Here is a 15,179-nt window from a genome sequence, read left to right as displayed (position 1 = left end):
TGCCAAAAAAAATGAAGTCTCTTGTCTTGTAATCAAGTTAAAGCGAAGCCCGATAGGCTCAAACAAGAATATTCGTCTCATATTGAAAGGTTTGGGGTTACGTCGAATGCAACAAGTTGTTCAAAGACCCGATACCAAGCAGGTGCAGGGATTGGTCGATAAAGTGAAGCATCTTGTTGAGGTGACTCACCCATGAAGCTTCACGAACTGGCACCAAAACCGGGAGCCAAAAAGAAACGAAAGCGATTAGGTCGAGGTCCAGGTTCAGGCCTAGGCAAAACTTCAGGAAAAGGTCATAAGGGATTGCTCGCAAGGTCAGGGTTGAAAAACCAATCGGGATTTGAAGGTGGACAGACTCCTCTCGCTCGTCGTCTTCCCAAGCGTGGATTCACGAATATCTTTCGAGTTCCCTACATGATTGTGAACCTCAAGAGTCTGGCGGGTTTTGAAAAGGGGTCGACAGTATCCCCTGAGTCGATGCGGAAAGCGGGTTTACTCAAAGGTCGAGTATCTTTGATTAAAGTACTCGGTAACGGTGAGGTAGAGCATCCGTTGATCGTTGAGGCCCATAAATTTAGTGAATCGGCTAGACAAAAAATCGAGAATGCCGGTGGGCAAGTAAAGGTGATCGGCCGTGCTTGAACGGCTCATCACGAGCCTCCAAAACATTTTTAAAATTCCAGAGCTGCGAAGCCGAGTTCTGTTTACGCTAGCTATGCTGGCAGTTTACAGAATGGGGGCTCATATTCCCACCCCTGGAATTAATAATGAGGAGCTGTTTAATTTCTTGCAAGATAGAGGGGGAGCCCTTATGGGCTTTCTCGATATCTTTTCAGGAGGAGCCCTATCGAGGTTAACTATCTTTGCGCTGGGCATTATGCCCTATATCAGCGCATCGATTATCTTACAGCTTCTGACAGTTGTTGTTCCGCATCTCTCCAAACTTGCAAAGGAAGGTGAACGAGGACGAAAAGCGATCATTCAATATACGAGATATGGCACGATTGGCATTGCCCTGATTCAAGGATTCGGCATTTCGCTTGGTCTTGAAGGGATGAATCAAGGGGCCTTCGTTTTGGAGCCTGGGTGGTCGTTCCGTTTTATGACCGTCATTACCCTAACCGCTGGCACGGCTTTTTTGATGTGGCTAGGGGAACAAATTACAGAGAGAGGTGTAGGAAACGGCATTTCTCTCATTATTTTCGCAGGCATTGTTGCACGTCTTCCGAGTGCTGTCGTGCAAACTTTTGATTTATATCAGATCGGTCAGATAAGTCTACCGCTGTTACTCTTGCTTGTAGTCGTGATGCTTGGGGTTGTGGCGGCCATCGTATTTTTGGAAAGTGGGAGAAGAAAGATTGCGGTTCAATACGCAAAACGTGTGGTAGGACGAAAGATCTACGGCGGGCAGAGTACGCATATCCCGTTAAAAATTAACACAGCAGGCGTGATTCCTCCTATTTTTGCATCATCAATTATTGCATTCCCTGCTACGATTGCAGGGTTTATTCAAGTGCCATGGGTGCAATCCATCGGTGCTCAGTTGGCGCCAGGTTCACTGCTCTACACATTGTTGTACGTGGGGTTAATTTTATTCTTTTGTTTCTTTTATACGGCTGTCGTTCTCAACCCTGTAGATATGGCCGATAACATGAAAAAACATGGTGGCTTTATTCCAGGTATTCGACCAGGCCAACGCACAGCGGATTACATTTACAAGGTTCTAACGAGGATCACGTTTGCCGGGGCCATCTACCTGGCCATTGTCTGTGTCATTCCAGAACTCTTGATCTATAAATTGAATATGCCGTTTTATTTTGGTGGGACATCACTCTTAATCGTCATCGGTGTGGGGTTGGATACTGCTCAACAGATAGAGTCGCACATGTTAATGAGAAATTATGATGGCTTTTTATCAAAAGGGCCATTGAGAGGAAGAAATACCTGATCTTTTATGCGTGTCATTTTTCTCGGTCCGCCTGGAGTTGGAAAGGGCACACAAGCAGATTCAATCGCCACTCGATTTGGGCTCGCTAAAGTTTCGACCGGAGATCTCTTGCGTGAGGGAGTCGCGAACGGAACGCAATTAGGACTGCAAGCTAAGCAGTACATGGATCGGGGGGCCTTAGTGCCCGATGAAGTCGTGATTAATCTCATCGAGGAAAAGATTGGGGCGCCTGAAAGCGCGAAGGGATTCTTATTGGATGGGTTTCCTCGGACCGTTGCCCAAGCGAATAAGCTGACAGAAATTCTCGACGCCAAGACCCAATCCATCGATAAAGTCGTGTACTTTGTTCTCCAGAGAGAAGAAATCGTTCGTCGATTGAGTGGACGTCGAAGTTGTCCCAATTGTCAGGCAGTCTTTCATGTGGAGTCCATTCCTCCGCAAACCCCTGACATTTGTGACTTTTGTTCTTCGGGTTTGGTTCAACGAAATGATGATAAACCAGAAACGATTCAATCGAGGCTTTCGGTATATGATGAGCAAACGGCCCCACTGATCGAATATTATCGAAACAAAAAGAAACTCTATGAGTTAGACGGTTCAGGAACAGTGCTCGAGGTGCAGGAACGGTTATTGGCGGCATTATCTGATTCCTGAACGAATGATTGTCTTAAAAACGCCTGAGGAAGTTGCATTGATTGCTTCAGCGTCGGCCGTGGTCGCAAAATCACAGCGTACGCTTCTTCAGGAACTGAAACCTGGGATAACGACCATTGAGCTGGATCGAATAGCGGAGGATTGTATACGAGGGTATGGAGCCACGCCGGCTTTTAAAGGATACCGAGGTTACCCTAAAACACTCTGTGTCGCAGTGAACGATCAGGTTGTCCATGGCATACCAGGAAATAGAGAACTGCATGATGGTGATATAGTAGGTCTTGATCTCGGGGCGATCGTTGAAGGTTTTTATGGTGATGGTGCTATTACTATCGCAGTGGGGAACATCCCTGAGGAAATAGAGAAACTCTTAACCGTGACCAATGAGTCTTTGAAGCGAGGAATTGAAAAAGCTGTTGTGGGCAATCGTCTATCTGATATTTCCCACGCAGTGCAGTCTTACGTGGAAGCGCATGGCTTTTCAGTCGTGCGTGACTTTGTCGGGCATGGTATTGGCCGCCAGTTACATGAGGAGCCACAGGTCCCGAACTATGGACGACCTGGTCAAGGGCCACGACTAAAATCGGGGATGGTGTTAGCTATCGAACCGATGGTGAATATGGGTAAAGCGGCTGTTCGCGTCCTAGATGATGGATGGACTGCCGTGACGGCAGACGGGTCGCTTTCAGCGCACTTTGAGCATACGATTGCCATTCAGCCAGATGGTCCAGCCAAAGTTTTGACGACAATAGAGTGACGATGGCTGTTAAGAATATGATACAAAGGTATCCTCTCGTACGTTTGCCGAGGGGATCATGGCTAATTGAGTCTGTGTCTTGGCATTAAGTCCGTAACATAACTGGATGGAATCAGAGGTACGCGAGTGGCGAAAGAAGATGTCATAGAGGTTCAAGGGGCAGTTCAGGAGACCTTACCCAATGCCATGTTTCGTGTTAAATTGGACAATGGCCATGTCATACTTGCCCATATTTCAGGGAAAATGCGAATGCATTTTATTCGTATTTTGCCAGGAGATAAAGTAACGGTTGAGCTCTCGCCCTATGATCTTACGAGGGGCCGTATTACCTATCGATTTAAATAAGGAATGGTACTGTGAAAGTTAAGTCATCAGTGAAACCCATCTGTGTTAAATGTCAGGTTATTCGACGAAAGGGCATAGTCCGTGTTCTGTGTTCGAATCCTCGTCATAAGCAGCGTCAGGGATGATAACTGAGCATTAGTGAAGATGGTTTCAGTGGAATATATGTTGGTTGGGAAAGATGAACATGTGTTGTTAGCTCATCAGTACTTGGAGAGCTAACCAAAGGAGTTCGTATGGCAAGAATCGCAGGAGTAGATCTTCCGGTTGGGAAACGAATTGATATAGGGTTGCGCTATATCTATGGCATTGGTCCTGTCCGTGCACGAGATATATTAAGGAAAACTGGAGTTTCAGGCGAGACTCGTGTGAAAGATCTGCAAGAAGAGGATATTGTCAAACTTCGTGAAGTGATCGATCAAGACTATAACGTCGAGGGGGACCTTCGAAAAGAGATCACCATGAGTATCAAGCGACTCATGGATGCAGGGGCATACCGAGGGTTACGGCACAGGAGGGGACTTCCTGTGCGAGGGCAACGAAGTAAGACCAACGCGAGGACCCGTAAGGGAAAGCGTGCAGCCATTGGAGGGAAGGGTCGTAAATAGAAAATACATGCCGGTCATTGATCGATTGACAGATGGAAATAAGGGGATAGTTTATGAGCGTCAAAAAGGGAAGAAAAAAAGAGAAGAAAGTCGTCCAGGCAGGGATCGTTCATATTCAGGCATCATTTAATAATACAATCGTGACGATTACTGACATGACTGGTGGAGCTGTCTCTTGGGCGAGTTCAGGGAGTCAAGGATTTAAGGGGTCAAGGAAAAGCACGCCCTTTGCGGCGACGCGGGCAGGAGAAGCCGCAGCAAGAAAAGCTATGGAACATGGTATGAGGCAAGTCGATGTCTATGTGAATGGCCCAGGTTCTGGGCGTGAGTCGGCTGTTCGCGCCTTGCAATCAGCTGGGTTACGAGTCACCTTAATACGTGATGTGACGCCTATTCCTCACAATGGTTGCCGGCCTCCCAAGCGCAGACGAGTTTGATCCATATCGTGAAACGAGTATGATTCCTGAGAATGAACAATGTTCAGGTTGTAGCAGTTATTGAAGGGAGGTAGCGTGTGGCAAAGTATTCAGGGCCAGTTTGCCGCTTATGTCGACGTGAAGGTGTGAAGTTATTCTTGAAGGGCACGAGGTGCATGACCGAGAAATGCGCTATCGAACGTCGCAGTTATGCGCCAGGTCAACACGGACAATCACGACGTGCACGGGTGACAGAGTACGGTCTGCAGTTAAGGGAAAAACAGAAGCTCCGGCGTGTCTATGGTATGCAGGAACGGCAATTTCTTGGAACCTTTCGTTCAGCCGAACGTCAAGAGGGCATTACTGGTGAACAACTCCTCAGTCTTCTTGAACGTCGACTCGACAATGTTGTATATCGACTAGGGTTTGCGACATCACGAAGCCAGGCTAGGCAATTAGTGAATCATGGGCATATCTTGGTCAATGGACGCAAAACAACCATCGCATCTTTTCGCGTAAAAATGGACGACGTCATCGAGGTTCGAGAAAAGAGCCGTAAAATTCCAACGATTCAAGCAGCCTTAGAGGCAGTTGAAGGACGTGGAGTCCCGAACTGGCTGGATCTTGAGAGTGAAGTGTTCAAGGGTAGTATTCGGGCCCTGCCATCAAAACAAGATATTGATGTTCTTGTCAATGAGCAAGTTGTGGTTGAGCTCTATTCTCGGTAGGAATATATGGCCATCGCCCTGCACTCCTGTAATCCTAATCATTTAATTAAACGAGAGCAACGGAAGGGGAAGGTATGATCAAAGGGATGAAAGATTTCCAGTTGCCAATGAGGCTTGAACTGGAAAAAGAAACCGCCTCTCCCACGTATGGCCGGTTTACTGCCGAGCCATTTGAAAGAGGATTTGGAACGACGGTAGGTAATTCACTGCGTCGGGTCTTACTCTCGTCGCTGCCAGGTTCGGCCGTCACCTCGGTGAAAATCGAAGGCGTGTTCCATGAATTTTCAACAATTCCAGGTGTAACGGAAGACGTGACGATCATCATTCTGAATGTCAAGGCCCTGCGTGTCAACCTACATTCTGACCGGGCGAAAGCTATTCGATTAAAGAAAGAGGGCCCAGGTGAAGTTAAGGCTTCTGATATCACCGAAGATCCTGATGTGACGATTCTCAACCCTGATCTACACATTGCCACCCTTGACAAAGATGGCATCTTGGATATGGAAATGATCGTGAAGCCAGGCCGAGGGTATGTTCCGGCCGATCGAAATAAGGAAGAAGGACTTCCGATTGGCGTGATCCCTGTTGATTCAATTTTCTCACCGATTAAGCGTGTCAATTTTCACGTGGAAAGTGCGAGAGTCGGGCGTGTTACCGATTATGATAAGCTCAACCTTGAGGTCTGGACAGATGGTAGTGTCACTCCACAGGATAGCGTGGCCTCGGCGGCGTTAATCTTACGGGAGCACCTTGATATTTGTATTCCCAATGAAGAGGGGTTAGATGCGAAACGGGAAGTCGCATCAGATGAAAGTAGTGATGAAGTCAATATGAATCTTTTCAGAAGTGTCAATGAGCTCGAATTGTCAGTGAGGGCTGCGAATTGCTTAAAAAATGCCAATATTAAGACGATCGCAGACCTCGTTCAAAAAACAGAAAATGAGATGCTCAAGACCAAGAATTTTGGGAAAAAGTCTCTCAATGAGATTAAAGAAGTCTTGGCAGACATGGGATTAGAACTCGGTATCAAAGTGAATGACATGGCTGGAGCGGGAGTCGATTCTCAATAGGTATTCCCGGTTTACTCATTCAAGAAAGTCAAGAAGAGGAACTCGCGTGCGTCACAGAAAAAAAGGCAGGCAATTAGGGCGAAATACCAAACATCGCAGAGCGTTGTACCGGAATTTGGTTACATCGTTACTGGAACATGAACGAATCGAGACCACTGAAGCCAAGGCTAAGGAATTGCGTGGCATTACTGATAGGATGATAACCTTGGGAAAGCGCGGAACGTTGCATGATCGGCGCCGGGCGCTTCAGGTTCTCAGAACGAAAGAAGCCGTTGAAAAGTTGTTTGGTGATGTGGCAGGAAGATTCCAGGACAGGTCAGGCGGGTACACACGTATCATTCGTACAAGGAGAAGACCCGGTGATGCCGCGGGGCTTGTCGCGATAGAGCTCGTTGAAAAGCAACGTAATACAGCTTCAGCTTCTGCCTCATCTTCTTCCGCTGACAATGACAAGTAAGCCAACCACCCATTTTCTTAAATGGGTGGTTCATGGTATTACTGTAATTCGCCTGCCTTAGTCGTCCTTCCTTTCAATTTTCTGATCATCAGGCAATAGTGACATGGGCCATGTTCGTTTATGTTGAGGCCAGAATCTCAAAAACTCTGCCTTGGAACGAGTTTGATTCCTCAACGGTAATCGTGATGTTGTCAGAATGTAGATACGTGATCGGGGTGTTGAAGACTGAATTCGAAGAGGTGTGCGGAAAGTCGATGAGTTTATTTACTTGCTATGGGGCCTATGATATTATTTTTAAAGGCTTTTTTCGTTTTTGATTTAGATGAAAAATGCCTGTGTCTACCAGGTCGAGCAAGTTGAATCATTCAAATGCGGTTCCTTTCTGATTTTCGCAGAGATAGATCAAATCATCAACGATAGTGCCCGATGAAACGTTCTTGGGGGCGATGGGTTCTGACGAGTGTGGTAGTAGCGATGAGTGTGTTTATCATTTATCGCGTCGTTCTCCACATGGAAGACCGTGCGAGCCAGGCATCCATCGAATCTTCCGATGAGAAACCGGCTGACGCATGGATTAACGGGTTTACCTATAGACAGACCCAGGCAGGCAAGACCAAATGGAAAGTGATCGCTGAGCGCGCGCAGGTGTTTGAGTCGCAACATCGAGCCAATTTGGAGGATGTCGAAGTCCAACTGTTGGGCGAAAAGACCGGGACGACAGAGATGACTGTGCAAGCGGAAAAAGGGACGATTGATACGGCTACGAATAATTTTGACCTCGACAATGAAAAAGACATGATGGCGGTAAAATTGGCGAGCGGGTATACCATTTTCTCAACCCATTTGACATGGACAGAGGCCTCTCGAAAAATTACGACTCAAAGGCCTGTGGTGATTCGAGGCCATGGCCTGACCATTACCGGGAAAGGCTTGATAGGGACGATTGATAATGAAGAATTTCAAGTCCTGCAAGATGTCCAAGTGGAACTCTCATCATAATGATGTTGACATGGCATGAGTAGGATCATTGAGGACAGTATTAGTGATACACTTTCATAGGTTCCGGTGAAGGGAATACCCATCACGATAATTCGTATAGTGAAGCCACACAACAGCGAATGTCGCAATGTGTGACAAACACATCTGAGGCAATAGTGATGCGCTGGGTTGGTGGAGGTGATAGTGATTGGTGGAAGCATGCCTTACGAAAAGGCTGTGGGTGTGTACGGGTTTTGATCTGTGCCGGCCTGTTGATTCCAGGGCTCTCATTTGGACAGGAGAAAGAGGAGACTCATATTGAATCCAACACGATGACGGCTCAGAGCAAGGAACGGCGGGCAATCTTTAAGGGCTCTGTGGTCTTGACGCAAGGGGATTTGACCGTTCATTCAGATGTCATGATTGTGTGGTGGAAGCCAAAGCCTGAGCCCTCTACGCAGTCTGGCAGTTCTCAAGAGGGTCAAGGCGGGAATAAAATCGAGAAAATGGTCGCGAAGGGGAAAGTCGTGATTACCAAACCATCTGGGAAAGCGACGAGCCGTCAGGCTGTATACTACAAGGATAGAGAAAAAATCGTGTTAACCGGATCGCCGGTTGCGTGGCAAGATGGCACTCGAGTCAGTGGAGACAAAATGACGATGTATCTCAAAGAAGATCGAACTGAAGTTGAAGGAGAGACTCGCGTGATCATTCAAGATGAGGCAGGTTCCTGAGTGAACACGAGAAATGATGGTTGGCCCTAATGGGCAATGGAGGAGGAAAACGGCCACATCGAATTCTGGCGGATGGGCTCCGAAAAAGCTTTAAAGGTCGAGAGGTGGTGCAAGGGGTCACTCTCGAGTTGGAGGCGGGGGAAATCGTTGGATTATTGGGGCCGAATGGAGCGGGAAAGACAACCATTTTTGACATGGTTGTCGGGTTATGCCAGCCAGACAAGGGAAAAATTCTCCTTAACCAACATGTGATCACCCATCTGCCGATGTACCAGCGGGCTCGACGTGGGATTGGCTATCTTCCACAAGAAGCTTCGATTTTTCGGCGTTTGTCAGTTGAAGAAAATATTCTCGCGGTCTTAGAGACATTAAACCTGACAAAACCCGAACGTTTCCGGCGGTTAGAAGAACTGCTCAACGAACTCTCACTGACTCCCTTGAGGAAAAGTGGAGCTTATGCCCTTTCAGGAGGAGAGAGGCGACGTCTGGAAATTACTCGTGCATTGGCCCTCCAACCTCGGTTCTTACTCTTGGATGAGCCGTTTGCAGGCATTGATCCTATTGCCGTCGGGGATATTCAGGATATTATTACCTCGCTCAAGACCAAGAATATCGGGATATTGATTACTGATCATAATGTACAAGAAACATTGTCTATTACCGATCGGGCTTATATCATAAACGAAGGGAGTATCCTGGAAGCTGGGCCTCCCGAAACGATCGTTTCGAGCGAGAGGGCGAGAGCTGTCTATCTTGGAGAACGGTTTCGATTGTGATAGAACAGGTGAGTTAATCCACTAGGACTATCTTCATGGACCTTCGGTTAGATCTTCGATTAAGCCAAAAGCTGGTGATGACACCCCAGCTTCAACAGGCGATCAAACTTCTTCAGCTTTCTCGATTGGAATTGCAGCAAACGTTATCCCAGCATCTGGTGGAGAATCCATTACTTGAAGATCTAACGAATGACATTCAAGACGAAGAATTATCACAGGGTGAGGAAGGAAACCTCGAAGCGAAAGATGCCACCAACCAGGAAGCCGACAGCTCGACGGGAAGTGAGGCTGAGCCGGAAAAAGACGCCGAACCATTGACCCCTGAAGAATGGGACAGTGTACTGGACGGTGATTGGCGGGCAGGGCCGATGGAGCAATCTTCCTCTTCAGATGACGATTTTCCCTCCTATGAACAGACACTGACAAAACCGACTTCACTAGAAGAACATTTGGAATGGCAGCTCCGGCTTTCGTCACTTGAAGGAAAAGATCGATTTATCGGAAGAACGATCATTGGCAATCTCGATGAAAATGGATATTTGAGTGTATCCCTCGAAGAAATCGAGGAGGATACTCAGGCAACGACTGAGGAGGTGGAAACAGTTCTTCGTCAGGTACAGGCATTCGATCCTCCCGGGGTTGCCGCACGCGATCTTCGGGAATGTCTACTGACGCAGTTAGGGTATCTATCCTGTGATCCAATCGGCATTGGTGGGTATTTGCATTCTCACAGTAAGGCAGACTTGGTGGCCGCAGTTGTCTCCGAACATTTACCCGATCTACAGAAGAAGCGATATGCCCAGATTTCCAAATCCTTAGGTGTGTCAATTGAGGAGATTTATGAAGCCGTTCGAGTCATCGAATGTTTAGAACCCAAACCGGGACGTCCGTATTCTTCAGATAGTAATTCTACGATTATTCCCGATGTGTATGTGATGAAACATGAGGGAGAATGGGTGGTCCTGCTCAATGAAGACGGCCTTCCTCGTTTGCGCGTCAGTCCATACTATCGTCGATTGATGACGAATCAATCGGAAGGACAAGAATCCACCAAAACCTACCTGGAAGAAAAATTACGGGGCGCGCAATGGATCATTCGAAGTATTGACCAACGCAATAAAACCATCGTGAAAGTCGTGACAAGTCTGGTGAAGTTTCAAGAGGACTTTTTAGAGAAAGGGATTCAGCATCTGCGTCCCCTCGTCTTGAAACAAGTCGCTGAAGATGTGGGGATGCACGAATCGACAATCAGTCGCGTGACGACGAATAAATACATGCATTGCCCGCAAGGTATCCTCGAACTGAAATTTTTCTTCAACGCCGGTATTCAACGTACAGATGCGCATGGAGAAGAAATGTCCTCGGTGACGGTTCGAGAAATGATCCGTGAAATGGTTGGTCAAGAGGATGCCTCTCGTCCTCTCAAAGATCAGGAAATCGTCGCGCGGTTACGGACAAAAGATATCGTGATCGCACGAAGGACGGTGGCGAAGTATCGAGCCGAATTGCATATTGCCTCAGCCAGTCAACGAAAGCGCATCCCTCTATAGGTGTCGATTCGTTCTTGTAGGAACCGTGATGTTGCGGCCATGAAGATCGACAGTCCACACTCACTCGAGTCCCAAGGTCTTGGCGCCCTTCGTCTAGTCATCGTGACGGGGTCGTCTGGATCTGGGAAGACCCAAGCGTTGAAGTGTCTAGAAGACATCGGCTTTTTCTGTGTTGACAACCTTCCTCCTGCATTATTTCAAAAATTTATCGAATTGTGTTCCGAGCGAAGAGGAGAGGTCAAGAACATCGGATTGGGCATTGATATTCGTGAACGAGGGTTTTTTTCAGACTTCTCGAGTAATCTTCACCATTTGAAAGCTCAAGGCTATCAGATAGAACTGCTATTCTTGGAGGCTCAAGACGAAATTCTTGTTCGTCGTTTTTCCGAGTCCCGAAGGCCCCATCCCCTTCTCCCTCAACAACCCGTCATCGAAGGCATTCTTCTCGAGCGCGAACGATTGGAAGCGCTTCGCCAACAGGCAGACCGGATCGTCGACACCTCAGAATTGACAATTCATGATTTGAAACAATGGATAAGTCGTCAGTACCAAGAACGTCAATCTGCCGAGCACATGAAAGTGATCATACAGACATTCGGGTACAAGCATGGAGTGCCGTATGATGTTGACATGGTATTTGACGTGCGATTCTTAAAAAATCCCTATTTTGTTCCGAGCCTTCAAGCGCTCACAGGTGAAGATGAAGAAGTCAAAGCGTATGTCTTAGAGACGAAAGAAGCTCAATTGTTTCTCCAGCATCTCCAGGGGTTGATGACGTTTCTGCTCCCCCTCTATGAACGAGAGCAACGAAGTTATTTGACGATTGCCATTGGCTGTACTGGTGGGAGACATCGTTCAGTTGTGATTGCAGGTCAGTTGCAAGTGATGCTGGAAAAACTTGGCTACACGGCTCTTTTGCGTCACCGAGAGATTGTTGGGGCAGAGGACAGCCCAGCAAGAATATGACGCACCGTCGTTGACGGTGTATATATTGAGAATTTCTTACCCGTTCTGGCTGATTGTTCGATCAGCGTGGTAACTTCAAATTCTTTTTTCAGAACATCCTCCCTTCTGTTCTACCGGATTCGAGCCATAGGCCTTTCTCTTTAGCTTGACTCCCAGACGCATTTCTGGCTATCACTGAATTCATCGGAGAGGAGTCGACAAGGATCTCGTACTCTCTGGATGTGGTATTGGGAGATCAGACATGAGCCAGCAGAAAATCATCAGAAATAGAAAGAATGTGCTAGAAGTGAGCCGTCGTGTTTGAGCACACGATGGCTCTCTGTCGTGTCAGAGATTCCAGGATGTTTAAAGCCTTACAAAAAATATATTCACCGCTTGGAATACGATTCGGTCGTTCGAAAGGAAGGGCCCTGCCTGTAGGGTTGGATATCGGCTCTCGTTTGATCAAGATGGTCAAATTGACTCAAGTTGAATCAAAAGAATGGTATCTGGATGATCTCCGAACCCTAGAAGTGGAAACCCGAATGTCGGATCGTGAGGACTCGATTCGAGAACAGGAGATCGTGACGGCTTTGATGCGTCTTGTGAAGGAAGCACATCTTGAAGGTTGCAACGTCGCAGTATCCATCTCAGGTCCTTCCGTCATACTGAAATCAATCGAAATGCCATGGATGTCTGACGAAGAACTGCAGGGTCATCTAAGATTAGAGGTTGAGCGATACCTCCCGTATGAGCGAAATGATATCTACTGGGATTATCATGTTTCTCACCGATCTAAGCTGAATGAGGCTTCATCCATGTTTGTGAACCTGGTGGCGGCGAAAAAACCCGTGGTAGATCAACGGGTTGCCTTGGTTAAGCAATGTGGGCTGCGGCCAGTCGTCGTTGATGTGGATGGTCTAGCTTTAGCCAATATGTTTGAGATGAATTATCCTGAGGCAGACCAGGAGACGGCTCTCCTCGTGAATGTGGGGGCTAGTGGCCTAAACATGATTACGGTTGGAGGCTCTGGCTATACGGTGATGAGAGACATCGACCTTTTGGGAGAATGGTCTTACGAGATCCTCAACCAGGCATTTCAGGCAGGACATGATCATCAGAAATTTATGAGCCCGGACTCGATGGATGAAATATCCTTCTCAGTTCCCGTTGAAGAAGTTTTCCGAGATATTGCTCATGACATTCGACGAGTCATCGATGACTATCAAGGGTACGAACATGATCAGGCTGTCCGACGAATCTGGCTATGTGGGGGGCATGCGACGGTTCCAGGTTTAGTGGAAAGGTTGTCGGAGCAATTAGCTTTGCCCGTACAAATCGCTGATCCCTGTCAGCAATTGACAGGTTTCTCGAGTATGGAGACGAAGGATGTTGCTTCCCTCTCTACCCTCGTTGGCGTGGCTGTGGGACTAGGCCTCCGAGATGGTGAAGGCTATGATTAGAATCAATTTGTCGCCACGCCGAAGTTCTCTTGAGTCGCCGATGCCGGAGAACATTCATGTTCAGCTTGTTTGGGGAATAGGAGTCATATTATTAACCTTGATTCTGTGTTGGGCTTGGCGCGATACCTTAATGAGTGAACGTGACCATTTGCGCCAAATAAAAAAATCACAAGAGCAGACGTTGGCCACGATGATGGCCAAAAGGGAAGAGATAGGAAACAGCTTGAATCGCCATCCGGCTCGTGCCAGTTTCCTGAGCGAGAAGTGGCAACAGAAACTGTTTCCCGTGATTGCATTGGACGAGGTTAGCCGAGGTATCGACTCATTAGATATCTGGTTAACGGCACTTTCTGTCGATCAAAAAGAAGTGGTCATCGAAGGGAAAGCGTTTTCAAGAGAGGGCATTGATACATTCGTAGACAATCTTGAGCAGTCGAGTGTTTTTGAATCATTGATCAAAATGCAGATTCAGCCTCTGCCGAGCGCCGATGCTGAGAATATGCATCAATTTATTTTTCACTTTCAGGCTCACGACGTCATCATATGATCACGCAATGGCTCACGACGATTCCGCTTCGTCAACGGATCACATTGCTTCTTGTCATGATCGGGCTGATTTTTTCAGGCTTTTATGCCATGGTGTGGGACCCGACGTCACAAGAAATGGAAGCGCTGCTGGTGAGCAACGCCTATCTAGCCCAAGAGATCGAACGTCAGAAAGAGCGTCGCGCTGACCTTGTCTCCTTTGAGGAAAAGGCCCCACATGAGCGTATTCCGTCTCCGACTGTTCAGGAGGCTATGGCTGTCACTGGTCTTGACCCCGGTCTTCTCAGAAGAGAAGTGCAGACGATTTTGCGACAACATGGTCTGTTGTTGGCTATGTGGCAGCCAACGTTCACAGACCTCTCGAATTCCATGAATCACACGGTACGGGTACAAGGCCGAATAGAGGGGCATTATCATGAGATCGCGAAGGGTTTCGAGGCCATTCTCAAGATGCCATGGGTGCTCGAAGTTGATCAATTACGTCTCTCCATCACGAATGACAGGGGAATTTTGTCAACTGATTTTCAGTTGGTGGGGCTCGTGTCAACTCCTCCGGAGAGCCTTCAAAAGACTCTAACGTATTAAATCAGACGGCTCCAACCGTCGAATGATGGCACATAGTGTGATGATGAAAAAATTTCGTTCGCTAACCCGGAGTAGAGAAGCCTTGACGCAAGATCATGCTCTAAGAGCGCGAACGCTAAGAACAGGGATGATTGTCATCATGCTTCTGCTATTTTCCCTGTTCCAAGCTGAGGCCAGCGATCTCTTGAAAGCAGGTGACACGATTCACGATTATCAGTACACTTCATCAGATCGGCGGGACCCATTTCACGTCGTCACGCATTCGAATCTGGCAACAGACAAGACGAGTTCAATCGTCGAAGACAGCACGGCCAAATTAAGTGAGGCTGGTTGGACTCTTCTCGGAATTATGGCAGGATCGAAGGGATTTCACGCGATGATTCAATCTGCAGAGGGACGGCGGTATATCGTATCGACCGGGGATGAGCTGTTTTCAAAAAACATGCGTGTTGCACGCATAACCTCATCGAGGGTCAAGCTAGCGCCTCTAGCGACGCATCATCGTGTTGATGGCGGTTTGAATTCACCATCTCTTGAACTGACGTTCACACCGTCTGTTCAGCGATGAACACCCCTTTATCAGAGATTTATCTTGAATACGAGAAAAATCGTGTAGGATTCG

General features: G+C 47.5%; 20 protein-coding genes. All 20 read left to right on the top strand.

Translation table 11 applies throughout. The features are described from left to right. The first annotated feature begins 192 nt into the window (after positions 1-192). The 20 genes from rplO to MRJ96_02710 all read left to right on the top strand — a co-directional run bounded on the left by rplO (position 193) and on the right by MRJ96_02710 (position 15,125). Positions 193-642 (top strand): 50S ribosomal protein L15, encoded by a 450-nt coding sequence (gene rplO, locus MRJ96_02805; protein ID MDR4500372.1) that lies wholly within the window; start codon positions 193-195, stop codon positions 640-642. Then, positions 635-1,948 (top strand): preprotein translocase subunit SecY, encoded by a 1,314-nt coding sequence (secY, locus tag MRJ96_02800; GenBank protein ID MDR4500371.1) that lies wholly within the window; start codon positions 635-637, stop codon positions 1,946-1,948. The genes rplO and secY overlap by 8 nt, the downstream gene beginning before the upstream one ends. A 6-nt stretch (positions 1,949-1,954) precedes the next feature. Then, positions 1,955-2,602: an adenylate kinase gene (locus MRJ96_02795; protein ID MDR4500370.1), complete on the top strand. Its 648-nt coding sequence runs from the start codon at positions 1,955-1,957 to the stop codon at positions 2,600-2,602. Positions 2,603-2,639: 37 nt separating this feature from the next. Continuing rightward, on the top strand, positions 2,640-3,359 hold the full coding sequence (map, locus tag MRJ96_02790; GenBank protein ID MDR4500369.1) for a type I methionyl aminopeptidase: 720 nt from the start codon (positions 2,640-2,642) through the stop codon (positions 3,357-3,359). Between the two features lie 126 nt (positions 3,360-3,485). Next, on the top strand, positions 3,486-3,704 hold the full coding sequence (gene infA, locus MRJ96_02785; protein MDR4500368.1) for a translation initiation factor IF-1: 219 nt from the start codon (positions 3,486-3,488) through the stop codon (positions 3,702-3,704). 11 nt (positions 3,705-3,715) lie between these two features. Continuing rightward, positions 3,716-3,829 carry a 50S ribosomal protein L36 gene (gene rpmJ / locus MRJ96_02780; GenBank protein ID MDR4500367.1) on the top strand — a complete coding sequence of 38 codons (114 nt, stop codon included), beginning with the start codon at positions 3,716-3,718 and terminating at the stop codon, positions 3,827-3,829. A 108-nt stretch (positions 3,830-3,937) separates the two neighbouring features. Then, positions 3,938-4,309, top strand: coding sequence for a 30S ribosomal protein S13 (rpsM, locus tag MRJ96_02775; GenBank protein ID MDR4500366.1), 372 nt, complete (start codon positions 3,938-3,940; stop codon positions 4,307-4,309). Positions 4,310-4,362: 53 nt separating this feature from the next. Next, a complete protein-coding gene (rpsK, locus tag MRJ96_02770; protein MDR4500365.1) occupies positions 4,363-4,746 on the top strand; it encodes a 30S ribosomal protein S11 in 384 nt (127 codons plus the stop codon). A gap of 77 nt (positions 4,747-4,823) precedes the next feature. Beyond that, positions 4,824-5,453, top strand: a complete 630-nt coding sequence (gene rpsD, locus MRJ96_02765; protein MDR4500364.1) for a 30S ribosomal protein S4 — start codon at positions 4,824-4,826, stop codon at positions 5,451-5,453. Positions 5,454-5,539: 86 nt separating this feature from the next. Further along, complete coding sequence (locus tag MRJ96_02760; GenBank protein MDR4500363.1) at positions 5,540-6,523, top strand: DNA-directed RNA polymerase subunit alpha; 984 nt, start codon at positions 5,540-5,542, stop codon at positions 6,521-6,523. Between the two features lie 46 nt (positions 6,524-6,569). Then, a complete protein-coding gene (rplQ, locus tag MRJ96_02755; protein ID MDR4500362.1) occupies positions 6,570-6,980 on the top strand; it encodes a 50S ribosomal protein L17 in 411 nt (136 codons plus the stop codon). A gap of 426 nt (positions 6,981-7,406) precedes the next feature. Continuing rightward, the gene (gene lptC, locus MRJ96_02750; protein MDR4500361.1) at positions 7,407-7,979 is read left to right on the top strand and encodes an LPS export ABC transporter periplasmic protein LptC; all 573 of its coding nucleotides are present in this window, start codon (positions 7,407-7,409) and stop codon (positions 7,977-7,979) included. A gap of 131 nt (positions 7,980-8,110) precedes the next feature. Then, positions 8,111-8,692 (top strand): hypothetical protein, encoded by a 582-nt coding sequence (locus MRJ96_02745; protein MDR4500360.1) that lies wholly within the window; start codon positions 8,111-8,113, stop codon positions 8,690-8,692. Between the two features lie 29 nt (positions 8,693-8,721). Further along, on the top strand, positions 8,722-9,468 hold the full coding sequence (gene lptB, locus MRJ96_02740) for an LPS export ABC transporter ATP-binding protein (protein ID MDR4500359.1): 747 nt from the start codon (positions 8,722-8,724) through the stop codon (positions 9,466-9,468). A gap of 35 nt (positions 9,469-9,503) precedes the next feature. Further along, positions 9,504-11,018 (top strand): RNA polymerase factor sigma-54, encoded by a 1,515-nt coding sequence (gene rpoN, locus MRJ96_02735; GenBank protein ID MDR4500358.1) that lies wholly within the window; start codon positions 9,504-9,506, stop codon positions 11,016-11,018. A gap of 39 nt (positions 11,019-11,057) precedes the next feature. After that, a complete protein-coding gene (gene rapZ / locus MRJ96_02730) occupies positions 11,058-11,984 on the top strand; it encodes an RNase adapter RapZ (GenBank protein MDR4500357.1) in 927 nt (308 codons plus the stop codon). 296 nt (positions 11,985-12,280) lie between these two features. Next, positions 12,281-13,426 carry a type IV pilus assembly protein PilM gene (gene pilM / locus MRJ96_02725; protein MDR4500356.1) on the top strand — a complete coding sequence of 382 codons (1,146 nt, stop codon included), beginning with the start codon at positions 12,281-12,283 and terminating at the stop codon, positions 13,424-13,426. After that, a complete protein-coding gene (locus MRJ96_02720; protein ID MDR4500355.1) occupies positions 13,419-13,973 on the top strand; it encodes a PilN domain-containing protein in 555 nt (184 codons plus the stop codon). The genes pilM and MRJ96_02720 overlap by 8 nt, the downstream gene beginning before the upstream one ends. After that, positions 13,970-14,557, top strand: coding sequence for a hypothetical protein (locus MRJ96_02715; protein MDR4500354.1), 588 nt, complete (start codon positions 13,970-13,972; stop codon positions 14,555-14,557). The genes MRJ96_02720 and MRJ96_02715 overlap by 4 nt, the downstream gene beginning before the upstream one ends. A 139-nt stretch (positions 14,558-14,696) precedes the next feature. Continuing rightward, complete coding sequence (locus tag MRJ96_02710) at positions 14,697-15,125, top strand: hypothetical protein (GenBank protein ID MDR4500353.1); 429 nt, start codon at positions 14,697-14,699, stop codon at positions 15,123-15,125. The last annotated feature ends 54 nt before the right edge of the window (positions 15,126-15,179 follow it).

Source organism: Nitrospirales bacterium, assembly GCA_031315865.1.
Classification (GTDB): Bacteria; Nitrospirota; Nitrospiria; order Nitrospirales; family UBA8639; genus JAGQKC01.
This window is presented reverse-complemented; position numbering and strand designations above follow the sequence as displayed.